At 67.5% G+C, this 23106-nt stretch carries 20 protein-coding genes; 13 read left to right on the top strand and 7 right to left on the bottom strand.

Annotated elements, in window-relative coordinates:
* Positions 1-38 precede the first annotated feature (38 nt).
* A complete protein-coding gene (gene ppc, locus ACSQ8Y_RS05705; protein WP_436265485.1) occupies positions 39-2972 on the bottom strand; it encodes a phosphoenolpyruvate carboxylase in 2934 nt (977 codons plus the stop codon).
* 260 nt (positions 2973-3232) lie between these two features.
* Here ppc and ACSQ8Y_RS05700 point away from each other — a divergent pair, with 260 nt between their 5' ends.
* From ACSQ8Y_RS05700 to ACSQ8Y_RS05665, 8 genes are all read left to right on the top strand, one after another.
* Positions 3233-3409, top strand: a complete 177-nt coding sequence (locus ACSQ8Y_RS05700) for a hypothetical protein (protein ID WP_436265484.1) — start codon at positions 3233-3235, stop codon at positions 3407-3409.
* A 167-nt stretch (positions 3410-3576) separates the two neighbouring features.
* Entirely contained in the window at positions 3577-4575 is a 999-nt protein-coding gene (locus ACSQ8Y_RS05695; protein ID WP_436265483.1) for a ribonuclease T2 family protein, read from the top strand.
* An 8-nt stretch (positions 4576-4583) separates the two neighbouring features.
* The gene (locus ACSQ8Y_RS05690) at positions 4584-5210 is read left to right on the top strand and encodes a pyridoxamine 5'-phosphate oxidase family protein (RefSeq protein ID WP_436265482.1); all 627 of its coding nucleotides are present in this window, start codon (positions 4584-4586) and stop codon (positions 5208-5210) included.
* A 259-nt stretch (positions 5211-5469) separates the two neighbouring features.
* Positions 5470-5988, top strand: a complete 519-nt coding sequence (locus tag ACSQ8Y_RS05685) for an Lrp/AsnC family transcriptional regulator (RefSeq protein ID WP_436269761.1) — start codon at positions 5470-5472, stop codon at positions 5986-5988.
* 114 nt (positions 5989-6102) lie between these two features.
* Positions 6103-6435, top strand: coding sequence for a hypothetical protein (locus tag ACSQ8Y_RS05680; RefSeq protein ID WP_436265481.1), 333 nt, complete (start codon positions 6103-6105; stop codon positions 6433-6435).
* A 130-nt stretch (positions 6436-6565) separates the two neighbouring features.
* Entirely contained in the window at positions 6566-7366 is an 801-nt protein-coding gene (locus tag ACSQ8Y_RS05675; protein ID WP_436265480.1) for an alpha/beta fold hydrolase, read from the top strand.
* A gap of 2 nt (positions 7367-7368) precedes the next feature.
* Positions 7369-8946: a hybrid sensor histidine kinase/response regulator gene (locus tag ACSQ8Y_RS05670; RefSeq protein ID WP_436269760.1), complete on the top strand. Its 1578-nt coding sequence runs from the start codon at positions 7369-7371 to the stop codon at positions 8944-8946.
* A gap of 96 nt (positions 8947-9042) precedes the next feature.
* Positions 9043-9264 carry a hypothetical protein gene (locus ACSQ8Y_RS05665; RefSeq protein ID WP_436265479.1) on the top strand — a complete coding sequence of 74 codons (222 nt, stop codon included), beginning with the start codon at positions 9043-9045 and terminating at the stop codon, positions 9262-9264.
* 31 nt (positions 9265-9295) lie between these two features.
* Here ACSQ8Y_RS05665 and ACSQ8Y_RS05660 read toward each other — a convergent pair whose 3' ends face one another.
* Entirely contained in the window at positions 9296-9535 is a 240-nt protein-coding gene (locus ACSQ8Y_RS05660) for a hypothetical protein (RefSeq protein ID WP_436265478.1), read from the bottom strand.
* A gap of 313 nt (positions 9536-9848) precedes the next feature.
* Positions 9849-11288, bottom strand: coding sequence for a SulP family inorganic anion transporter (locus ACSQ8Y_RS05655; protein ID WP_436265477.1), 1440 nt, complete (start codon positions 11286-11288; stop codon positions 9849-9851).
* A gap of 187 nt (positions 11289-11475) precedes the next feature.
* On the opposite strand from ACSQ8Y_RS05655, the gene ACSQ8Y_RS05650 reads away from it, so the two are divergent.
* On the top strand, positions 11476-11715 hold the full coding sequence (locus tag ACSQ8Y_RS05650; protein ID WP_436265476.1) for a hypothetical protein: 240 nt from the start codon (positions 11476-11478) through the stop codon (positions 11713-11715).
* A gap of 174 nt (positions 11716-11889) precedes the next feature.
* On the top strand, positions 11890-13023 hold the full coding sequence (locus ACSQ8Y_RS05645) for a hypothetical protein (protein ID WP_436265475.1): 1134 nt from the start codon (positions 11890-11892) through the stop codon (positions 13021-13023).
* Between the two features lie 101 nt (positions 13024-13124).
* Here the strand turns inward: ACSQ8Y_RS05645 and ACSQ8Y_RS05640 are convergent, their stop codons facing one another.
* A complete protein-coding gene (locus ACSQ8Y_RS05640) occupies positions 13125-13931 on the bottom strand; it encodes a DUF2334 domain-containing protein (protein WP_436265474.1) in 807 nt (268 codons plus the stop codon).
* Positions 13918-15057 carry a glycosyltransferase gene (locus ACSQ8Y_RS05635; RefSeq protein ID WP_436265473.1) on the bottom strand — a complete coding sequence of 380 codons (1140 nt, stop codon included), beginning with the start codon at positions 15055-15057 and terminating at the stop codon, positions 13918-13920. The genes ACSQ8Y_RS05640 and ACSQ8Y_RS05635 overlap by 14 nt, the downstream gene beginning before the upstream one ends.
* A gap of 154 nt (positions 15058-15211) precedes the next feature.
* Here ACSQ8Y_RS05635 and ACSQ8Y_RS05630 point away from each other — a divergent pair, with 154 nt between their 5' ends.
* Together ACSQ8Y_RS05630 and ACSQ8Y_RS05625 are read left to right on the top strand one after the other, a co-directional pair.
* On the top strand, positions 15212-16201 hold the full coding sequence (locus ACSQ8Y_RS05630) for an alpha/beta fold hydrolase (RefSeq protein WP_436265472.1): 990 nt from the start codon (positions 15212-15214) through the stop codon (positions 16199-16201).
* Positions 16202-16288: 87 nt separating this feature from the next.
* Complete coding sequence (locus ACSQ8Y_RS05625) at positions 16289-17413, top strand: CaiB/BaiF CoA transferase family protein (protein WP_436265471.1); 1125 nt, start codon at positions 16289-16291, stop codon at positions 17411-17413.
* A gap of 259 nt (positions 17414-17672) precedes the next feature.
* On the opposite strand, the gene ACSQ8Y_RS05620 is transcribed toward ACSQ8Y_RS05625, so the two are convergent.
* Positions 17673-18266 carry a PEP-CTERM sorting domain-containing protein gene (locus ACSQ8Y_RS05620; RefSeq protein WP_436265470.1) on the bottom strand — a complete coding sequence of 198 codons (594 nt, stop codon included), beginning with the start codon at positions 18264-18266 and terminating at the stop codon, positions 17673-17675.
* Between the two features lie 479 nt (positions 18267-18745).
* Here ACSQ8Y_RS05620 and ACSQ8Y_RS05615 point away from each other — a divergent pair, with 479 nt between their 5' ends.
* A complete protein-coding gene (locus tag ACSQ8Y_RS05615) occupies positions 18746-19522 on the top strand; it encodes an enoyl-CoA hydratase/isomerase family protein (protein WP_436265469.1) in 777 nt (258 codons plus the stop codon).
* 4 nt (positions 19523-19526) lie between these two features.
* Here the strand turns inward: ACSQ8Y_RS05615 and ACSQ8Y_RS05610 are convergent, their stop codons facing one another.
* Positions 19527-22796, bottom strand: coding sequence for a discoidin domain-containing protein (locus ACSQ8Y_RS05610; RefSeq protein WP_436265468.1), 3270 nt, complete (start codon positions 22794-22796; stop codon positions 19527-19529).
* Positions 22797-23106: the final 310 nt, after the last annotated feature.

The raw sequence follows: 23106 nt of genomic DNA, 5'->3' as shown, positions 1-23106 counted from the left end.
AGGGGCAGTTGCCGGGGGCGCTGGGCGGGGCGCTGAAATTAGCCGCTGTTGCGCAGGCCGGCGGCGATGCCGTTGATCGATAAATGGATACCCTCGCGCGTGGCGGGGTCGGAATCGCCGTCGCGGAAACGGCGCAGCAACTCGACCTGCAAGTGGTTCAGCGGGTCGATGTAAGGGAAACGGTTGCGGATCGAGCGCTGCAGCAGCGGGTTGGCGTCCTGCAGTTCCTCCTGGCCGGTGATGGCCTTCAGCGCGGCGATGGTGCTCTCGTGCTCGGCGCGGATGCGGCCGAAGATGGTCTCGCGCAGCGCGACGTCGCTCACCAGCGTGGCGTAGCGGCTGGCAATCGCGATGTCGCTCTTGGCCAGCACCATGTCCATGTTCGACAGCACCGTGTTGAAGAAGGGCCAGTCGCGGTACATCTTCTGCAGCAGGGCCAGGCCGTCCGGCTGCTGGTCCAGGAATTTCTGCACGGCCGAGCCGAAGCCGAACCAGCCCGGCAGCATCACGCGGCATTGCGCCCAGCTCAGCACCCAGGGAATCGCGCGCAGGTCTTCGATGGAGGTCGACTTCTTGCGCGAGGCCGGACGGCTGCCGATGTTCAGCGCGGCGATCTCGGAAATCACAGTCGATTCCCAGAAATAGGTTTCGAAGCCCTCGGTTTCATAGACCAGGGAACGGTAGCTGCGCATCGCCTCGTCCGACAACGCCTGCATGGCGGCCAGCTGCGCCGCGTCCGGCTCGGCACCGCGCGCCGGCAGCATGGTCGCTTCCATGGTCGCGGCCACCATCACTTCCAGGTTGCGGCGGCCCACTTCGGGATTGGCGTACTTGGCGGTGATGACTTCGCCCTGCTCCGTCAGACGGATGCGGCCCTGCACCGCGCCTTGCGGCTGCGCCAGGATGGCTTCGTAGCTCGGACCGCCGCCGCGGCCGACGGAACCGCCGCGGCCGTGGAACAGACGCATCTTGATGCCGTGGCGCTTGAACACTTCCACCAGTTCGATTTCAGCCTTGTACAGTTCCCAGCCTGAGGTCAGGAAGCCGCCGTCCTTGTTGGAGTCCGAGTAGCCCAGCATGACTTCGTGCAGGCTGCCGCGCGACTTCAGCAAGTCCATATACAGCGGCAGGCGGAACGCGCGGTCCATGATGGCCGGGCCGGCGCGCAAGTCGTCGATGGTTTCGAACAGCGGGATGATGTTGACCGCCATCGACGATTCCAGCGTCACCGAGCCGGCGCGCAGCAGGCCGTGTTCCTTGAGCAGCAGCGCCACTTCCAGCAGGTCGGACACGCTGTCGGCCTTGGAGATGATGTAGTTGGTGATGGACTCTGCACCATAGGTCCGGTGCGCTTCGCTGACCGCGCGGAAGATGGCCAGCTCGCCGCTGGTCTCTTCCGAATAGGCGGTGAAGGGGGAAATCAGCAGGCGCGGCGTGTGCAGTTCTTCCAGCAGCAGCGCGCAGCGTTCGGCTTCCGTCAGCGCCGCGTAATCGGTGCCGGGACGGGCGCTGGCCAGGATCTCGGCCACCACGCGCTCGTGCACGTCGGAGTTCTGGCGCAGGTCGATCGGCGCCAGCGAGAAGCCGAACACCTTCACCGCACGGCGCAGCTGGCGCAGGCGGCCACGGGCCAGCACGGCGGAGCCATGGGCCACCAGCGATTCGTGCACCGTTTCCAGGTCCGCCAGCAGTTCCTGCGCCGACAGGTAAGGCTGCGCGCCCGCGCCGGGCTGGGACGGGGCGTAGCCCGCCGCTGCCGCAGCCGGCCAGATGGTGGCCACGCCTGCCGACGGCACCTGCCAGGCGGCGGTGCAGCCCTGCAGCGGCGCGCCGCTGTTGCCTGGGGCGGCAGCGTTGGCTGCAGTGTTGGCGACAGCGTTGACGGCGGTGTTGGCTGCATAGCCGGCTCCCGCAGCGGCCAGGCAGGCGCGGTTGGCGGCCAGGCGGTTGTGGATGCCGTAGATGGCGCGGCGGTATGGCTCGTCGATGCGGTGCGGCGACTGGTCCGGCGAAGCGTCGGCCAGCTGGCGCAGCTGCTCGGAGCAGCCGGCCATGGTCTGCGCCAGCGACAGCTGAGACGCCAGCTTGTGCAACTCGGCCAGGTAGTGTTCCAGCGCCACGTCGGCCTGGCGCTGCAAGGTCGCGCGCAGCACGGTGGCGGTGACGAAGGGGTTGCCGTCGCGGTCGCCGCCGATCCAGCTGCCCACTTTCATGAAGGTCGGCAGTTCCTCGCCGGCCCAGCGCGTGTCCAGCTTGGTCAGCATGTCCTGCAAGTTGCTGTACAGCTGCGGCAGGCCGCTCAGGATGGTGCGGTCGAAGAAGGACAGGCCGTTCTCGACTTCGTCCAGCACCGACAGCTTGGCCGTGCGCAGCAAGCGCGTTTGCCACAGCGTATGGATGCCGCGCGCCAGCGCCTCGTCGTTCTGCTCCTGCTCTTCCGGCGTCATCTGCACGCGGTCGCGCTCGTCGAGCTCGCGCGCGATGGCCATCTGGCAGTTCAAGGTGCTTTTGCGCTGCACCTCGGTCGGGTGGGCGGTGAACACGGGGCTGATGTGGGCTTCGGCGAAGAAATCGCCGAAGGCGCCGGTGCGGCCGGCGTTCACCACGTTCTGCACCGCCTTGGCCATGCTGCCGATGCGCGGCGCGGAGCCGGCCAGCAAGTGGGCGCGGCTGCGGCGGCTGTGGTGCTGGTCTTCCGCGATATTGGACAGCAGCGAGAAGTAGCCGAAAGCGCGTATCAACTGGCTGGTTTCATCCGGAGACAGCGCATGCAACGCCTCTTCCAGCTGGGCCTGGACGCCCGCGTCCTGCTCGCGGCGGAAACGGATGGCCAGCTGGCGCACGTTTTCGATGCGGTTGAAGGCCTCGTCGCCGTGCTGCGTGCGGATGGTATCGCCCAACATACGTCCCAGTTGGCGGATGTCCCGCCCCAGCAACTCGTCCTTGAATTCCACCGACTTTGAACCATCCATCTGCAACCTCATCAGTATGTAGTATATTTTCAGTTTAAGAGCGCAATTACAGCAAAAGTAGCCCGAAAGCACCATATGCCGCATAGGATATGAGATATAACGTAAATTTACTACATTATGTGACAAATATCGGGGAGTGGGCAACTGAAATCTTTGCCCTTTTGTATATGGATTTGGAATGGATAGGTGAGGCAGCGTACCGATCACAGGTGTCAAACCGGCGCAACATGCCGGCTGGACCAACCAAGGAGGAGAACAGCATGACCAACCGTATCGGCAACAAAGACGTCGCCCAGCAACGCAGCAAAGAGGAAAAAGCGCGCATCAAACGCGCCAACAAGGAGATGGAGGCTGCCAAGCAAGCCATCGCCAGGACCAAGTACCGCAACGAAGTGAAGGGCCGCATTTCGGCAGCCCAGGCCGCGCAGGCCTTCTAAGTCCGCGCCGCCGGCCCCGCGCGGCCATGCGCTGTTGCGCGGTACGGCGGCCCCCTATTCCGGTCCGGCCGGCTTGTTCGATAGAAGTCGTATTAACAAATATTTGCAAATCCGCCACAATGTAGCCGTATCATGTGACGCGACAAATACGCCACCTATCGAGCCCAATGAAAAAATACCTGACGCTGTTAGCCCTGCTGCCCGCCCTGTCGCTGGCCAGCGAATCCGCCAACGGCAGCTTCACCGCCGCCAAATCCTGCGAAGCCTTTTCCTCATTCGCCAAGGGCAGCAACCCCGGCGCGGTGCGCATTGCGCCGCACACTGCCTACCAGGTGCGCGAGATCAACAAGGCCGGCGACTACGACTGGCTGCGGGTGGAAGTGCCGGGCGCCACGCCGCCGCTGCGCTGGGTGGCGCGCGATTGCGGCACGGCGGCCCTGGGCGCGCCGGCAGCCAACCCGCGCGACCAGGCCGGCAACGACAAGCCTGTCCATGGCAGCAAGCGCGACATGTGCTCGATTGCCAACCAGGAGGACAGCTACGTGCTGGCCATGAGCTGGCAGCCCGGCTTCTGCGAGCACACGCCGAACGCCGCCAGCAAGCCTGAATGCAGCGCGATGGAGAAAGGCAGCCTGGTGGTGTCCAACCTCACGCTGCACGGCCTGTGGCCGAACAAGCAGACCTGCGGCACCAGCTACGGCAATTGCGAAGGCAAGCCGTTCGCGCTGAAAAAAGAGACCGTGGACCGCATCGCGCCGTGGATGCCGAACTTCTATTTCGGAACCAGCTTCGGCAAATACGAGTGGAACAAGCACGGCGCCTGCCAGGGCCTGGACCCGGACGCCTACTTCAGCAAGGCCGTCGCCGCCGTACAGCTGGTGAACGGCTCCGCAATCGGCCAGCAGATCATCAAGAACATCGGCGGCTCCTTCAACGCCGACAAATTCTTCGCCACGCTTCGCAGCCAGCACGGCGAAGGCGTGGCCAGCCGCGTGATGCTGGTCTGCGGCGGCAAGAGCTATCTGCAGGAGATCCGGGTGCAACTGCCGGTCGGCTTCAGCGTCGACAAAGGGCTGGCCGGACTGACAGGGGCCCTGCCCGGCCAGGGCCCGCAAACCTCGCGCTGCGGCAGCGAGATCCACGTCGAAGCCAGCGGCAAAAACTAGGAGAGCACATGAGCGACTACGCAGAGCAGGACATCGTCACCAGCCTCGCGCGGCTCGGGCAGTTGTTCGACGAGGTGGGCGCCGCCTCGCGCCTGAAGGAAGTGCCCTTCGTGCATCCGCACTACCGGGCCATGATAGAAGCCTCGCCGTTCGCTGTGCTGGCGACGAACGGGCCGGACGGCCTCGACGCCTCGCCGCGCGGCGACGCTCCCGGCTTCGTGGTGGTCGAGGACGAGCAAACGCTCCTGCTGCCCGAACGCCGGGGCAACAACCGCGCCGACAGCCTGCGCAACATCGTCGCCGACGCCAGGGTCGCGCTGCTGTTCTTGATACCGGGCGTGGGCGAAACGCTGCGTGTCAACGGCACGGCGCGCATCGTGGTCGCGCCCGCGCTGCTGGCCCGCTTCGCGGTCGGCGGCAAGGCCCCCAAATGCGTGCTCGAAATTAAGGTGGAGGCGGTCTACTTCCAGTGCGCCCGCGCCATCCTGCGCTCCGGGCTGTGGACGGCCGCAGCGCAAGGCCCCGCAACGGTCCCGTCGGCGGGCACCGTGCTGGCCGACCTCACCAGGGGCGCGATCGACGGCGCCGCCTACGACCAGGCACTGCCCGCGCGCCAGCGCAGCACGCTGTACTAGCGGGACCATCCACCCGTTCTCATGACGCGGCCGAAGCACTACAGGTGCCTCGAAACCGCCAATTTGTCATTCCCGCGCAAGCGGGAATCCATGCTACACATCCTGAGCATGCGACGCATGGGTTCCCGCGGGAGCGCCGAGCCCTGCGCGGGAACGACAGGCGAATTTCGAGGTACCCTGCGGCGCGCCCAACGGTGGCACAATATGCGCGATAATTGAGGCGCAGTTGCACAAAACGTGCACAGACCAAAGGAAGATGATGAGCACCCTCAGCGTAGACCGGCACGACCTGGCCCTGCTGGCCGAACTGCAGCGCGACGGCCGCGCCACCAACAGCGCCCTGGGCGAGAAGGTCCACCTGTCCACCTCGCAGGTGAGCCGCCGCATCCAGCGGCTGGAGGAAGCCCACGTGATCGACCATTACGCCGCCATGCTGGATCCGCTGGTGGTCGGCTTGGGCGTGATGGCCTTCGTCCACGTGACGCTGGACCGCCACGGCACCGCGTCCGGCGCAAGCTTCGAGCAAGCCATCAGCGACCTGCCCGAAGTGCTGGAATGCTTCTCGGTGACCGGCGAGGCCGACTACGTGATGCGGGTGGTCTCGCACGACCTGGCCTCGTTCTCCGAATTCATGATGCACCATCTGCTGCGCATTCCCGGCGTGAGCAATGTGAAATCCAATATCTCGCTGAAGAAGGTCAAGCAGGTGACCGAGCTGCCGCTGGACCATATCTCGCAGCCGCGCCAGCCGAAGATGCGCGTGCATTTCGCACAGTGATCAGGGCCGTGCCGCTGTCGGCGCCTTCTTACAGCGTCACGGCGCGCGCGCCGCTTGAACTGCAGCAGTCGCTGCGCCATGCTGGATATTTATCGCCGATTTCAGGAGGTCCTCATGGAGACCAGCGACGATGCGCGCAACGCGCAGAAGAGCGAACCCGGCAATGTGGCCAACGGCCATCCGGCCAACAATGTGATCACGCCGCAACGCGAGGGCATGCCGTCCACTGAACCGGGCCGCGTCACCGTGGACCGCGGCGCCTGCGACTTCAGTTCACAGCTGCACGGCCAGTCCGCCGGGTCGGAACAGGCGGCGCGCACCCCGGCGCCGGAGCAAGGCGGCACCAGGGGCGAGCGCGGCACACGCGGCTCGGGCATGCCGGTCGACAGCGCCGCCGGCCAGCTGGCCGACGACCGCCCGGGCCGCGACACGCCCAAGGGCGGCTAGCGGCCTGCAAGCGGCGGGCCCGTGCGGCCGCACCGTCGGGCGGCTGGTTCAGCGGCGCCGTTCAGCGGCGCTACGGCGATGCTGCGGCGCTGCTAGAATAATTGTCGCTCAATGCCAGCCCGGAACGTCCATGAATCTGCAGCACCGCAACAATATCCGCCTGACCGGCGCCGGCCAGCCCCTGATGGTGCTGGCGCACGGCTTTGGCTGCGATCAAAGCATGTGGCGCTACCTGGTGCCGGCCTTCGAGACGAGCCACAAGTTGCTGCTGTTCGACCTGGTCGGCAGCGGCGGCTCGGACCTGGCCGCCTATGACCGGGACAAATACGCCACCCTGCACGGCTATGCCGACGACTTGCTGGAAATCATAGCCGCCTATGCCAGCGGCCCGGTGGTGTTCGTCGGCCATTCGGTCAGCGCCGTGATAGGCTTGCTGGCGTCGAACAAGGCACCCGAACTGTTCGCCTCGCAGGTGATGGTGGGGCCGTCGGCCTGCTACATCGACGACGACGGCTACCGGGGCGGCTTCAGCCGCGCCGACATCGACGACCTGCTTGACACCATGGAAAGCAACTACCTGGGCTGGTCCAGCACCATGGCGCCGGCCATCATGGGCGCGGCCGACCGGCCGGAACTGGGCCAGGAACTGAGCAACAGCTTTTGCCGCACCGACCCCGAGATCGCCAAGCATTTCGCACGCGTCACCTTCCTGTCCGACCACCGCGCCGACCTGGCCCGCTCGCGCACGCCCTGCTTGATCCTGCAGTGCAGCGACGACCTGATCGCGCCGCTGGAAGTGGGGGCCTACATCCACGGCGCCATGCCCGGCAGCACGCTGGCCATCATAGAGAACACCGGGCACTGCCCGCACATGAGCGCGACCGATGCCAGCGTGGCCGCCATGCGCCAGTTCCTGGAGCGCCAGGCTTGAGTATGCCGTCCGCGTCCCACATGCCGCCGGTCAGCCATTGGGACGATGCGCCCTGCGGCCTGCTGGTGAGCGCCGCCGACGGCGCCATCCTGTACGCCAATGCCACCTTCCGCCGCTGGCTGGGCTACGAGGAGGACGAACTGGCCGGGGCCATGCGCTTCCCGCAGTTGCTGCCGATGGGCGCGCGCGTGTTCCATCAAACCCACTTCGCGCCGCTGCTGCAAATGCAAGGCTCGGTGTCGGAAGTCCAGCTCGACCTGCTGCACCGCGACGGCCATCGCGTGCCCATGCTGCTCAACGCGCAGCGCCGCCTGCGCAACGGCGTGCAGGTCGACGAAATCGCCGTCTTCATGGCGCTGGACCGCAAACAGTACGAGCGCGAACTGCTGCACGCTCGCCGCACCGCCGAGGCGGCGGCCGAAGGCCTGCGCCAGGCCGAGGCCAGGCTGATCGCGCTGAACGAGGCCCTGTCGCAGGAGCACAGGCGCAAGGATGAGTTCCTGGCCACGCTGGCGCACGAACTGCGCAACCCGCTGGCCCCGATGACCAGCGTGGTCGAGACGCTGCGCCGCAAGGATTACGACGACCCCCACCTGGTCTGGGCGCGCGGCATGCTGGACCGCCAGTTGCGTCAGATGACCCACCTGGTGGACGACCTGCTGGAGACCTCGCGCATCAGCCAGGGCAAGATCGAACTGCGGCTGGAGACGGTGGAGCTGCGCGCCGTGCTGGGCGCCGCGGCCGAGGCGGCGCAGCCGGCCTTCGATACGGCCGGGCAAACGCTGGTGGTGGACGCGGGCACGCAGCCCCTGCTGCTGCGCGGCGACCCCGTGCGCCTGACACAGATCGTCTCCAACCTGCTGACCAACGCCAGCAAATACACGCCGTCGGGCGGCCGCATCCAGCTCACGCTGCGCAAGGAAGGCGGCGACGCCGTCATCGAGGTGCGCGACAACGGCATCGGCATCCCGCCCGAGCAGCTCGACAATATCTTCAGCATGTTCTCGCAACTTACACCGGCCATGGAGCGCGCCCCAGGCGGCTTGGGAATAGGCCTGGCATTGACGCGCGGCCTGGTCGAGCTGCACGGCGGCCGCGCCAGCGCGCACAGCGAAGGGCCTGGCCACGGCAGCCAGTTCACCGTGCGCCTGCCGCTGCCGGCCGAAGCGATCGCACCGCAGCCGCCCCCCGCGCCCGTCCCCGTGGCCGACGCCGCCGGCACCACGGCGCTCATCGTGGACGACAACGTCGATGCGGCCGAGAGCCTGGCGATGGCGCTCGATTTCGTCGGCTACAGCACGCGCACCGCGCACAGCGGCGGCGCCGCGCTGGCGGCCCTGGCCGCGTTCCAGCCGCGCCTGGCGCTGCTCGATATCGGCTTGCCGGATTTCGACGGCTACGAACTGGCGCGCCGCATCCGCCTGCTGCCCGGCGGCGCCGGGATATTGCTGATCGCCGCCACCGGCTGGGGCCAGGACGCCGACCGCCAGGCCGCCCTGGACGCCGGCTTCGACCTGCACATGACCAAGCCGGTCGACTTCATGCAGCTGCACCAGGCCATTTCAACGCACCTGGCCTGAATAGGCCTGCCTGTGTGCCATACCGAACAGAAGGATTAATTGATGGGACGCATCATACGCATGCAGCCACTATTATTTTAATCGGGAGAAAAAATCATGAACGCCACGAAAATCATCGGCATCATCCTCATCTGCGGCGGCATCGCAGGCGTGTCCTTCGGCAGCTTCAGCTTTACCAAGGAAACGCACAAAGCCAGCGTGGGCCCGATCGCCCTGTCGGTACAGGAGAAGGAAACCGTCAACATTCCGCTGTGGGCCAGTGTGATTGCCATCGCGGCCGGCGCCGCGGTGCTGGTTGCCGGCTCGCGCAAGGGCTAGGCCTTCCGCATGCGAGCAGCACGTCAGCAAGTCAGGCCGGGGTTTCGATGCGTTTCAAGCGCTGGCCGTGGATACCCCAGATGCAGTCGGCGCCGTCCACGGTGCCGCACAGCACCCAGCCGGTGCCGATCTTGCGCACGTCGATGGGGGTCTCGAGTTCCTTGGCCAGTTTTTCGGCCCACATGCGGGCCGCGCCCTGTCCTTTGAAGAGCTCGTTGCCTTCGAAGATGACGGTGGCGTCGAATACGGGAGCGGCGAAGATAGTGTTCATGCGATGGGCCTTGTGCGAGTCTGGTATGCGTGGCCGAATTCTACAACAGGCCAGTGGAATGCGATCGCCGACTACAGGGAACCTCGAATAACCGCTAAATTGTCATTCCCGCGCAGGCGGGAATCCATGCTACTCCTCTGAGCATGCGAAGTATGGGTTCCCCTTGCTGCCGCAAGTCGTTCCGCAGGCGTGGGGCGTACCCCACGAATTCCCTGCTACACCCTGCGCGGCGGTCCGCCGATGCGGAACGACAGGTATTTCGAGGTGCCCTACAACTATTGGCTGCCTCGAATAAGCTCCAATTTGTCGTTCCTTATTGCAGCGCCACCCCGGCCCTGGCCAGCAAGCCTTCGCAGCGCGGCGACAAGTGCGTCAGCCGCAGCGACTTGCCGGCCCTGGCGTAGCGCTCGCCCAGCGCTTCCAGCGCGGCGATGGCCGAGTGGTCGGCCAGGCGCAGGTGGCGGCAATCGAGCACCACGCGCGCCGGGTCGGCAGCGGGCGCGTACAGCTCCTGGAAATGGGTCGCCGAAGCAAAGAACAGCGTGCCGTGCGGCGTGTAGGTGCGCTGCCCCGCCACACTGTCGTCGACGTCGGCACGGATGTCGCGCGCGTGCTGCCAGGCGAAGCTGAGCGCGGCGATGACGATGCCGCACAACACCGCCGTGGCCAGGTCGGTGGCGACCGTGATGCCGGTGACGGCGACGATCACCAGCGCGTCGTGGCGCGGCACCTTGCCCAGCACGCGCAGCGAGCCCCAGGCGAAGGTCTGCTGCGCCACCACGAACATCACGCCCGCCAGCGCCGCCAGCGGAATCAGCTCGATCCACGGCGACAGGAACAGGATGAACAGCAGCATCATCACGCCCGCCACCGCGCCGGACAGGCGCGTGCGCCCGCCCGAACCGAGATTGATCATGGTCTGGCCTATCATGGCGCAGCCGCCCATGCCGCCGAACAGGCCGGACAGCACGTTGGCCGCGCCCAGCGCCACGCATTCGCGGTTGGCCTGGCCTGGGGTGCCGGTGATGTCGTCGGTCAGGTTGAACGTGAGCAAGGTCTCCAGCAGGCCCACCAGCGCCATCAACACCGCGTAGGGCAGGATGATGCGCAGCGTCTCCAGCGTGGCCGGCACGGCCGGCAGGTGGAAGTCCGGCAGGCCGCCGGCGATATGCGCCATGTCCCCCAAGGTGCGGGCCGGCAGGCCGAGCGCCACGCTCAGCAGGCCGACCACGGCGATCGCCGCCAGCGCCGGCGGCACCGCCTTCGTCAGCTTGGGCAGCAGCCACACCACCAGCACCGTCAGCACCACCAGGCCGGCCATCAGCAGCATCGGCGCCCCGTGCAGCCACTGCCCGTCCAGCTTGAAGTGTTCCAGCTGCGCCATGGCGATGATGATGGCCAGGCCGTTGACGAAGCCCAGCATCACCGGGTGCGGCACCATGCGGATCAGCGCCCCCATGCGCAGCAGGCCGAACAGCGCCATCAGCACGCCGCCCAGCACCACCGTGGCCAGCAGATATTGCGCGCCGTGCTGCGCCACCAGCGCCACGATCACCACCGCCATGGAGCCGGCCGCGCCCGAGATCATGCCGGGGCGGCCGCCGAACAGCGCGGTGACGGTGCAGATGAAGAAGGCGCCGTACAAGCCCATCAGGGGGTTGAGCCCGGCCACCAGCGCAAAGGCGATGCACTCGGGCACCAGGGCGAAGGACGTGGTCAGTCCGGCCAGGACATTGCTGCGAATATTGTTCATGAGGAAATACAGACGCGGAAAAGAAAACAGCCCACACGCGGTGGGCTGCTACAGGTGCCGGAATTATACCAGCGTACGGCTGGGCTAGCCCGGCAGGGCAAGCAAGCTTGCTGCGAATCTATGTGCGCTTGCGCACCGACGATGGCGGCGCAGCGCGCAAAGATAGCTTCCACACAGGGAGAAAAACATGAAAGCAGCCGATGAAGCCGTCCAGCAGTCCACCTTCCGCGATTTCGTCATCGAGGCCAGCGCCGTCCAGATGGGCTCGCAGTGGCGGCCGCAGTTCCGCGTCTCGCGCGGCAATCGAAAGACCAGCTGGTGCACCCCGCGCGTGAGCGCCTTCTCCAACAGTGCGCTGGCCATCGAGGCGGCGGTGCAGCACGCGGTGCGTGAAATCCAGCGCGGCTGGGGTTCCTGCTTCGCGTGACACATGCCGGCCACGGCTCATCAATACGGCGCGCGCGCCTACAGGCAGCGGCACCGTGGGCCCACACGCGCAGGCGTGCCCAGGGTGTGTAATGCAAGTTGAACAATTGCAGGAGCGCCACATGTCCAAGCCCATTCCGGCCTTCACCAGCCCCCGCCGCGCACGCCGCGCGCCATGAACGCCCCCGCCGACGGCGCCTTCATGGCGCCAGCCAGCGGCCAGCCGCGCCGCAACCAGTCCATGCTGTCGCGTCTGCTGGAAGCGGCGCGCCGTGCGCAAATCGCACGGCTGCCGCTGCCCGCCTATTGCTGCGACTTCGACGACACCATTGTCTGCTACAACCAGGCTGCAGCCGAGCTGTGGGGCGGCGCGCCGGTACGCTGCGCCAACGGCAAGCTGAAGCCGGCGCACCGCGTGCTGGCCGGCGACGGCGCCCCGGCGCACGCCTCCATGATGCCGTCCGCCGTCGCATTGCGCGATCCGCCGCCACAGGATGGCGTCGAACTGGCCATTGCCCGGCCGGACGGCACGGTGCGCCAGATCGTTTCCCATCCGCTGCTGGCCCGGGGCGCATGCGGTGAGGCGCTGGGCGTTTTCTGCGTCGATATCGACGTCACAGGCCGCACGGCGCTGGAGGCGGCACTGGGGCTGGCCCAGCAAGCCAAACGGGAATTCATCTCCGCGCTGTCACACAAGGAATACCGGCGCGACAAGCCGTATGGCGCGGCCAGGGAGGCGGACGCCGAGCCCACGGAGCGCGAGGACCCGCCCGATCCGCAGTCCCGGCAACCGTCGTCGTTCATGGCAGGACTGATCGGGCAGACGGCGGGGCCCGAACGCATCAGCGCATGGCAGCCGGGCCACACCCCGCTCGGCCAGATGCTGGACCAGGCGCTGGGACTGGCGGCGCCTGGCATCGCCGTGCGCGGCCAGACCTTGTACGCGGCCTGCGCGCAGCGCGACACACTGCTGCTGCGCGGCCCGGAACTGCTGGCGCGCGGCCTGGCCGGCGCGCTGGAACACGCCAGCCGGACCGCACCGGACGGCGCCGGGCTGGCACTGAGCGCGGCAATCGACCACGATCTGCTGGATATGCTGATACGGGACTCGGGCCCGGCCGATATGCCGGGCGCGCCGCGCAGCGCCCAACAGCCCGCCAGCGGGGCGCGCTGCCCGACCCTGGCCGACGCGCGCGAAGCCTGCGAGCGGCTGGGCGGGCTGCTCTCGCTTAGCGGCGCGGATGGCGCCACTCCGGGTCGCGTCCGCATGATATTGCCGGTGGCGCTGCCGCCGCGCCGCCCGAAATAACCTCAGTGGGGAGACCAGGGCAGTGCCCGCACCCGCATGGGCGGCGCCGAAGCGGATGTCGTAGCCGCGCCTGTCCTGCGCACTGCGGCCATCAACACATCCTAGCGACAATACCGGGCGGCCACGACCGTTTCAGCGAAGGCGGCCTTGGTCATCGCCTGGCGCGTGGCCAGCAACGCGCCGGTCAGCCGCTGCAGGTGACGCAACAATTCCGGGTGGCGGGCATCGCGCGGATGCAGGCTGAGACGGACCAGGGGCTGGCGCGCCTGCAGCGTTAGCATGGCGTCCAGCGCTACCCGGGAAAACACGCGCCCGGCGCCGTTGCGGGCCGCATACACCAGTGTCGGCGCGGACAGCGATACGGGCCGCTGCAGCCAGTGGAAGCGGGCGAAGGTGGTGGTATAGGCGAAGGATTCGGCGCGCAGCGCTTCCCAGGCGCCGTCGCCCAGCAGCCAGGCGGGCGCAACGAAGCCCCGCAGCGGCCAGCCGCGCTGCGCGAACCAGGCCTTGCCGAGTAGCAGCTTGCGCCGCGCCTGCTCGCGGCCCAGCGCGGCGAATTCGCCCTCCCCTTGCGTGAACATCCGGCGCAGGAAGCGCTGCCGCAGGCCGCGCGGCGGCGGGCCGGCGTCCAGGTGGGTGTAGCCGTGCAGCGCCAGTTCATGGCCCTGCGCCAGCACGCGCTCCAACCCGGCCTCATACCGCGCGAGGTCTCCGCAGCCTTCGCCGCCAGCCCCGCCATGGTAGCGCGGCACCACCAGCCACGTCAGCGGTATGTCCGCCACCGTGCGCACGGCCTGCCACAGGCGCAGGCAGTCCGGCCAGGTCGCGGGCGCCACGTCATGGATGGACACGCACAGCGCACGCGGCACGCCGGACGGCCCGGTGGCCGGCGTTTCAGCGGCTGGCACGCGAACCTCCTTGCGCCTGCGCCTGTTTGCCCTCCAGCAGTGCGTCGTAGCGCGCCAGCATCTGCGGCAGGATGCGGTTCCAGTCGTAGCGCGGGCATACCGCGCTGCGCGCCGCCGCCCCCAGCGCCGCCGTGTCCTGCCGGAACACCGCATCCACGCCCTCGCAGAGCGCCGCTGCGCTGTTGGGCGCCACCACCACGCCGGTGCCAGGTTGCACCAGTTCGGCCACCGCGCCGCCGCTTGTGACCACGGCGGGCAGGCCGCAGGCCATCGCTTCGAGCACGATCAGGCCGAAGGTTTCGCGGTCGCCCGGGTGGACCAGCGCGTCGCAACTGGCCAGCAGGCGCGCCAGCGCGCGCGGGTTGGACTGGAACGGCAGCATCGTCACGGCGCCGCTGCGGCGGCGCGTGCGCCCGCCCACCATCAGCAGGTGGTAGGGCGCGCCGAGCCGCTTGACGGCGGCGGCCAGCACATCGAGCCGCTTGCAGGCACTGAAGCGGCCCGCGTACACCAGCAGCCGGGACGATTCGGGCAGGCCCAGCTCGGCGCGCAGGCCGGGATCGCGCCGCTGCGGATCGAAGATGGCCGTGTCGATGCCGAGCGGCTGCTGCACCGCGTCGAGGCCCATGCCCGCCAGGTGCCGCACCATGGCCGCGCTGGGCGCCAGCAGCAGGTCGCAATGCCGGTACAGCCGCTGCACGTACTGGCGCGCCAGGCGCCCGGCCAGCGGGCCGAAGCGGCGCCGCAGCAGTTGCGGCAAATCCGAATGGTAGAACGCCACCAGCGGCGCCTGCAGCTGGCGGCTGGCGCGCAGCGCGGCCCAGGCGCACGGCCCGGCGTCGCCGACCTCGATCAGGTCCGGCTGCAGGCGCTGCAGCACGCGCGCGGCGGCGGCCGAGCTGGGCACGCGGTAGCCGTACAGGCCGGGCAAGGCCAGGCTGGGTATGGCCGCCGTGTGCGGCGGCCCGGCGCTGGCCAGCTGGCCGGCATGGCGCGGCAGGTTGGGACTGGCAATGGTATGGCGCACGGCGCTGTGGCTGGCCAGCCAGCGCGCCTTGGCGTCCAGGTAGGTGCTGACGCCGCCTCCCGCACCCGCATAAAACATCGTCACGTCGACCACATGCATAGCACCTCCGCGTCCCCTGCTGGCAGTTGGACACGGCTGCGGCGCGTTGGTTCGCGCCAGCCCACTTCCTACACGACGCGGCGCGGCATTCCTACGCGCCGGCGCGCAAGCGGGGCCCATCATGCCCCCTTGGACAACTCGCTGGGGAGGCATCATGAAGCAGATCAACAAGCCGGCGCGGCCGGTGACATACGCATGGACGGCGGCCGCCGCGCTGGCCGCCGCCTGGGCCGTCGTGCAGTTCAAGACGCGCCAGGTCGAGCGCGACAACCCGCCGCGCGGCCGCTTCATCACGGTCGACGGCGTGCGGCTGCACTATCTGGACCAGGGTGAAGGCGAGGTCGTGGTGCTCTTGCACGGCAACGGCGTGACGGTGGAGGATTTCCGCAACAGCGGCCTGTTCGACCAGCTGGCCGCCAGCCACCGCGTGATCGCCTTCGACCGCCCCGGCTTCGGCTACAGCGAACGCCCGCGCAGCACCATCTGGACGCCGTCCGCGCAAGCCAGCCTGCTGGGCAAGGCGCTCGACCAGCTCGGTGTGCAGCGCGCGGTGGTGCTGGCGCACTCGTGGGCGACGCTGGTGGCGCTGGCCATGGCGCGCGAGCGGCCGGCGCAGGTGGCCGGGCTGGTGCTGGCGTCCGGCTACTACTACCCCAGCGTGCGGCTGGACGTGCTGACCGCCCTGCCCGCCGTGCCCCTGATCGGCGACCTGATGCGTTACACCGTCTCGCCGCTGCTCGGCCGCCTGCTCTGGCCGTTGCTGGTCAAGCGCGCCTTCCACCCGTCGCCGGTGCCGGACAGTTTCCGCCGCCTGCCGCCGTGGATGATGCTGCGCCCCGGCCAGCTGCGCGCCGAGGCGGCCGAAACGGCGATGATGATACCCAGCGCGGCCGCGCTGCGGAAACACTATCCCGAACTGGCCATGCCGGTCGAAATCGTCACCGGCGCTGGCGACGCCATCGCCAGCGCGCAGCACAACTCGCTGCGCCTGGGGACCGACATAGCCCAGGCCGGGCTGGCCATGCTGCCCGGCGCCGGCCACATGATCCAGCACCTGTCGCAGCAGGTATTGCTGCAGGCCGTATCGCACGTCTCGCAGGCATTGCAGGCCGGGCGCTTCAGCCCGCTCGCGAGCGCGGGCTAAGGAAAACATCGGAAAACAACTCCTGCCGGGCCTGGGCGCCCCACGGTAAGATAGGCGCATTCAAGCGGACGATAACAGGAGACGAGGATGGGAGTATTGGAAGGTGTGCGCGTGCTGGAAATTGCCGGCCTGGGTCCGGCGCCGTTCTGCGGCATGCTGCTGGCCGACATGGGCGCCGAGATAACGCTGGTCGAGCGCGCCGGCGGTAAGAGCGGCGATCCGCTCGACCTGGGCAAGAACGCCATCGTCAACCGCGGCAAGCGCTCCCTTGCGCTGGACTTGAAAGACCCGCGGGCGGTCGAGGCGGTGCTGGCCCTGGTCGAACAGGCCGACGTGCTGATCGAAGGCATGCGGCCCGGCGTCATGGAGCGCTTGGGCCTCGGCCCGGACGCGTGCTTGGCGCGCAACCCGCGCCTGGTGTACGGCCGCATGACCGGCTGGGGCCAGCAAGGCCCCTTGGCGCAAGCGGCCGGGCACGACATAAACTACATCGCCCTGTCCGGCGCGCTGTGGTATTCCGGCATGCCGGGCACGGCGCCGATGGCGCCGCCCACGCTGGTGGGCGACCTGGGCGGCGGCGCGCTGTACCTGGCCATGGGCATACTGGCCGGCGTACTGCATGCGCGCGCACATGGCAAGGGCCAGGTGATCGACGCGGCCATCGTCGACGGCAGCGCCAACATGATGAACCTGATGCTGTCGATACACGCCGCCGGCCAGCAGCCTATGGAGCGCGGGCGCGGTTTGCTGGACGGCCCGCACTGGTACGGCAGTTACCTGTGCGCCGACGGCCACTACATCAGCATCGGCGCGCTGGAGCCGCAGTTCAGCGCGCTGCTGTTTGCCAAGCTGGGCCTGGGCGACGACGCCGATTTCAAACAGCCCTATGACTCGCGCACCTGGGCAACATTGCGCAGCCGGCTGGAAGCGCTCTTCGCCGCCCGGCCGCGATCGCACTGGGTGGACCTGCTGGAAGGCAGCGACGCCTGCTTCGCGCCGGTGCTGACGCCGGCCGAGGCGATGGAGCACCCGCACATGGCCGCGCGCGGCGTCTACTTCACGCGCGACGGCGTGCTGCAGGCGCGCCCCGCGCCGCGCTTCTCCACTTGCCCGGCCGAGCCCGGCCCGGTGCCGGCGCGCGGCGAACACAGCGAGGAAATCCTGCGCGAAGCAGGACTGGGCGACGCGGCCATTGCAAGCCTGCTAGCCTGAACTGCATTGCGTGTTAGCAACGCTTCGTATGCCCGCTCGACCTGCGCGAAAAGACCGTCCAGGTACGCTACGACCGCCAGCGGCGCGAACGCCTACGTGGTCTACTTCGCCGGCCAGCTCATGGGCCAGGCCTGGCTGGATCGCGCAGCAAGCCGCCGGATTGGGCCCACTTCCTGGAAGTCAGTGCACCCGGCATCACGAAGAGGCTGAGCGGAATGCCACGAGTTCCTCAAAGCGGGCCAAAAACCGGCCGCTCGCGTCAGCGCGCTCGTCGCCTGAAGGCAGCAAAACCCGCGAGCCCTATACCAATCAGCGCCAGTGATGCCGGCTCGGGTACGCCATGCTGATCAAGTGTCAGTGTCCCGTTGAGCGTGGTGTTCGAGTCATTATTTCTGCCGCCCAAAGTGAACCGCAACACATCGCCGGCATTGATGTTGGCAAAGGTATACGTGCCGTGATAGTCGAATCCGCCAGAAGGCGGGTTGCAGCAATCCACCGGCCCTACGCCAACCAGCGGCGTGCCGTCTGCACGGAGGAAGGCGGTCACACGGAAAAATGCGTGGAAGCCCGAGTAATCCCAGTCGAAACTGTAGTCACCGGCCTCGGTGGCCAGGGCGGTCGCGGTCCAGGTTTGTGTTGTATGAACAGCCGGCCCGGATAAGGCATATGTCAGCGCGGTTGTATCTCCTGTCTGCGTCGACGAGCTTACACCTGGACCGGTGATCGACCACGTCAACAAAGGAATGGCGCTCGCATTGGAGACGAAACTGAGCGCTGCGGTGGCAACGACTGCCACTGCAGCGCTGCGAATGCCAGATATTTGGCTGGCCTTAAACGGGATCTTCATTAGCATGGGAGTACTCCATTGTGGATTTGCGGGGCTGGTAAATCACCCGCGCACCTAAGCAGCGGGTTCCCACCTAGTGCAACATTCGAGCCAGCGGCGCTGAGTTGCCTATTTATCAATGAGTTGGCCGAGTTCCTGTCTCGCGTTCTCTGCCTGCTGTAAGCGCCAGCGACACACCGGCAGCAGTTGGCATCCGCCGTCAGCGTGACGAGGGCTAGCAGGTCGCGGGGTCAGGTCCTGGGCCAGGGGTCCGACATTCGGACAAATTACCGCGTTTCCTCACATTTCCGAACTGCACGGCTAACGGTCTTGTCGGAGACTTGACCCCATGCGCTTTCGTGCGCGGCGCTTCGCGCTTCGTGTACGAATGTCGGACCGGCCGAGGCGATGGCGCATCCACACATGGCCGGGCGACGCGGCCATCGCAAGCCTGCTACCCTGAGCTTCATCGCGTGCTATCCCCGCATAACCCAAGGAGCAACCTCATGGCTGGCAATATCGAATCAGCGCTGGAACAAGGCGTGATGCATCTGACCTTCTCGTCCGAGGACGGCCTGAACACCATGGACGACGCGTGGGTGTCCCGGCTCGACGCGCTGCTGCGCGATGCGCAGGAAACGGCGGCAGTGCGCGTCGTGCTGCTGTCGGGGCAAGGCAGCGCGTTCTGCGCCGGCGCCGATATGCGCGGGATGGCGACCAGCGTGCTGCACCAGGGCTTTGCCGGCTCGCCGCTGGAACGGCTGACCGAGCGCCTGGCGGCGTTTCCCAAGCCGCTGCTGGCGGCGGTGCACGGCATGGCCATCGGCGGCGGCGCCACCATGCTGCTGCACTGCGACCTGGTGGTGGCCGCCAGCGATACCCAGTTCCGCCTCCCCTTCACGGCGCTGGGAGCAACGGCGGAATTCGCCTCAAGCTGGCTGCTGCCGCGCGCTGCCGGCACTCGGTTGGCGTCCGAACTGATGCTGCTGGCCCGCTTCTTCGACGCAGAGAAAGCCATGCGCGCCGGCCTGGTCAACGAACTGGCTGCACCCGGCGAAGAACTGGCGCTGGCACGCTCGTGGGCCCGGGAGCTCGCTGCGCTGGCGCCGGCGTCCGTACGCCTGACCAAGCGCCTGCTGCGCGAGGGCCAGCACGCCAGCCTGGCCGACACCATCAGCCATGAAGGCAAGGCTTTCGTTGCCACGCTGTCCGGCCCCGAGGTGCGCGAGGCCGTCAGTGCATTCAAAGGGAAGCGCCGCCCCGACTTCTCCGCTTTCGACTAGGCTGCTAGGGTTTGCGGGCCGGCTTGCCGTTTTCGTTCACCGGCAAATTTTCGTCGATGTCGCTGGACGCCGAGCGCACCCGCTTGTAGGTGAGCGCTGCGCCATTCTCGGGCAGCGCCGGGCCGGCGTAGACCAGCGCAAGCTCGCCGATGGCGCTCGTGGTGTCCGCGCCGAAGCCGGACAGTGCGGTAAAGCGCAGATGGCGCGCCGTTTCCTTGCGGCCCAGCTGGATGGTTTGCTGGTCGAATGTCGACACCAGCGCGCCGCGTTTCAGTTCGCGCCACGTGGCGCCGTCATCGCTGGCCTGCAGCAGGTATTCGCGCACGTCACCCTCGTGGTCGCGGTGGTTCTGGCGCGGCATTAGCACCAGGCCGGTGAAGGAAACCGGCTGCGGAAACGCCAGCGTCAACCAGCGCGGACCACGCTTGCCATCCGCTGTCCAGAAAGTGTTGGGGTCGCCGTCCACGGCGCTGGCCGCATCGCGCCCGCCGGCCGAAGTGGCCGCCACTGCGCCCAGCTTCTTCATCACCAGCGTATCGAACAGCGCGGCGCTGAACTGCGACGGTTCCATCGCGGTCTGCGGATCGAAGGCCGCGCCGGCCATGTAATCGAGCACCGACTTGCGCAACTGGCGCGCCACCACGCGGCGGTCCAGGTCGCGCTCCAGGTCCACGCTCGCCACCATCAGTTTCCCATTGCCCACCCTGGCCTCGAACAGCAGGCCAAGCTTGAAGTTGCGGTTCCAGTCGTCCACCGGCTGCACGATGGGCTGCAGGCCGGGCGGCAGCTTGTCCATGTTCAGCGCGCGCGTGCCCGCCACCAGCTCGGTCCACTGCCAGTCGTTGAAGGCCTCGGTGGGGAACTGCGCCAGCGCGGCGTGGCGATGGTCGACCCACACGCCCAGCATGCGTCCCCAGGCCGGATTCATCAGGCGGTTCCAGAACACCGGCACCGTGTCGAGCGGTGGCGAGGTCCAGTCCAGGTCCGCCGCGCGCGGCAGGTAGAGCACCTTGCCGCCCGCCTTCAGCCCCGCCTCGGCGGCCGGCCAGCTCTGCGTCACCAACACATCGGCCGGTTCTGCCGCCGGCAATGCCGCCGCCGGATAGACCCAGATGTTCCAGTCGTTCTCCGCATCCGTGCCGCGCAGGCCCACCACCAGGCGGTAGGCGGCAGGCGCCGGCAGCGGCGACAGCGCGGCCTGCACCGTGCCAAGACTGATGTTCTTGCCGATGGGGATATCCTTGCGCGGCAGCTCGCCGCCGGCGGCCACCTTGCCCGCCGCGTCCACCAGTTTCCAGTACGGCTGCGCGTTCGCCAGCGGCAGTGCGCCGAAGTGCGCGATCTCCACCTCCGCCGTCAGCGCCTGGTCCCCGGTGTAGACCCGCTTCCCAAGGCGCGCCAGCGGCACGGTCTCGCCATTGAAGCGGCGAAACTCCCTGGCCGTCGCGTATCCCTTCGACTCCCAGAAAGTGTCGAGGATGCCCACCAGCGCCGTGCCCTGCCCCAGGTAGTCGTGCAAGTCCAGCAGTTGGTAGCCCATCATGCCGGGCGTGCGCAGATTGGCCTCGATTTCTTCCTTGTAGTTCTGCACCTGGAATTTGCCGGATGCCATGGCGAAATCCTTGTTGCGGTCCGCCATGCCGTGCTTGGCCAGCGAGTCGCGGAAGATTTCGTAATTCCCGGGCCGCAGGTAGCCGGTGAATTTGGGGATGACGCTGAAGTCCGGATAAGCCACCCACTGGCCGGTTTCATGCGACACCACCGGCACATGGATGTCGGCCAGCGTATCGCCGTAGTCCTTGCCGAACCAGCCCTTGTTGCCGCGCAGCGGCTTGGGACCGATGCGCTGCATGGCCAGGAAGTCGGTGCCCTCGCCCAGGCCCGGCACTTCCTTCTCGGTGTGGCCGGTGCCGTTGGAGTACAAGCGGCGCGGGTCGGCCACGCGGTAATGCGCGATCCACTGGTCGAAGGCCTCCTTCCAGCGTCCCTTCGGCTCGTTTCCGGGGCTGAGCAGCAGGAAGGACGGATGGTTGCCGTAGGCCCGTATCATGCGGTCGGTTTCCTCGTACAGCATCTTGTCCATGGCCGTGCCGGGCGAGACCTCGTTCCACATGCCGGGCTCCGGCTGCAGATACATGCCCAGTTCATCGGCCGCCTGGAATGCCGCCTCGGGCGGGTTGAAGGAGTGGAAGCGGATGTGGTTGATGCCCCAGTCCTTATTGATCTGGAAGATCTTGCGCCAGTAGGCGACATCGCTGGGCGGATAGCCGGTGAGCGGGAAGTCGCCGCCGTGGTGGGTGCCGCGCAGCAGCAGGGGGCGGCCGTTCAGCACGAAATCCTTGCCGCGCGCGGCGATCTGCGCGAAGCCGAAACTGACGTCGCGCGTATCGTTGGCGTGGTCGCCCTTCAGTTGCAGCTTGATCTGGTGCAGCGCCGGGTGGAACTCGTCCCAGGTCTGTGCCGATGCCGGGAACTGCACCCTGATCTCGGCGCTGCCGCCACCGGCGTCCCAGCTCACCTTGTGCGCCACGCCGTTCGCCGTCAGCACGCCCGCACCTGAACCGCCGGCCGCGTTGCCGATGCGGACCTTGAGCAGCACCGACCTGTGCTGCACGTCGGGATAGGCTTGCGCGTCGTCCAGCCAGACCGGCGAGGTGGCGCGCAGTTCGACCTTGCCGACGATGCCGTTCCAGCTCATGCCCAGCGAGTCCGATACGCTGTGCGCGTCCGGCCGGTAGGCCATCAGCATGCGGTTGTCGACGCGGATGGAGACGCGGTGTTTGCCCGGCGCCAGCAGGCCCAGGTCGTATTCGTGCTCGGCCACGAGGCTCAGGTTGGAGCCCATATTCTTGCCGTCCACCCAGGCCGTCGAACCCCAGTGCGGCCGCTCCATGAACAGCACCACGCGCTTGCCGCGCCAAGCCTGCGGCACCTCCACGTCGCGCTGATACCAGGCCGCGCCCAGGTAATGGCGCGCCGGCTGCGACAGGAACGGCACTTTGACCTTGCCAGGCGTCGTGTGCGGTTTGTAGTCCTCGCGCTGGTCCCAGTTCTTGTCGTAGAGCGACAGCACCCAAGGCGTTCTGGTGCTGATCTCGTCGCCCTTCCCCTGCGCCTGCAGGATGCCGGGCAGCACGATCCGGTCTGCCAGTTCGCGCCCGTACCAGCCCTGCTCCACGCCCACGTCGCTGCGGTCGATGGCGAAGCGCCACTGGCCGGCCAGATTGCGCACGTCGGCCGCATGGACGGCGGCGGAACTCGCGGCCAGGGACAATACTGCGGCTAGCTTGGCGGTGCTGGGAAGACTCAGTAATGGTCGGGCCACGGAATACCTTGCAAACGGACTAGGAGGGTCGCCCGATTATGGCCCAAACCCGTTCCGCCAATTGCGCATCCGCATGAGTGTTTGCTCCCGTCCCCGCCTCTTCCCTACTACAAACGAGCTGAGCCGCCTTGGGGTCTGACCCTCGCTGTTAAGGTAAGGCAATCGCACTTCGAAAGCATGCGAGGTATGGGTTCCCGCCTTCGCGGGAACCCATACCAAGTAAGCCTATGCATGGCGCCAATCACTTAACTTAACGGCG

Origin of the sequence: Pseudoduganella sp. LjRoot289 (assembly GCF_964252925.1) — a bacterium.
Classification (GTDB): Bacteria; Pseudomonadota; Gammaproteobacteria; order Burkholderiales; family Burkholderiaceae_D; genus Rugamonas.
This window is presented reverse-complemented; position numbering and strand designations above follow the sequence as displayed.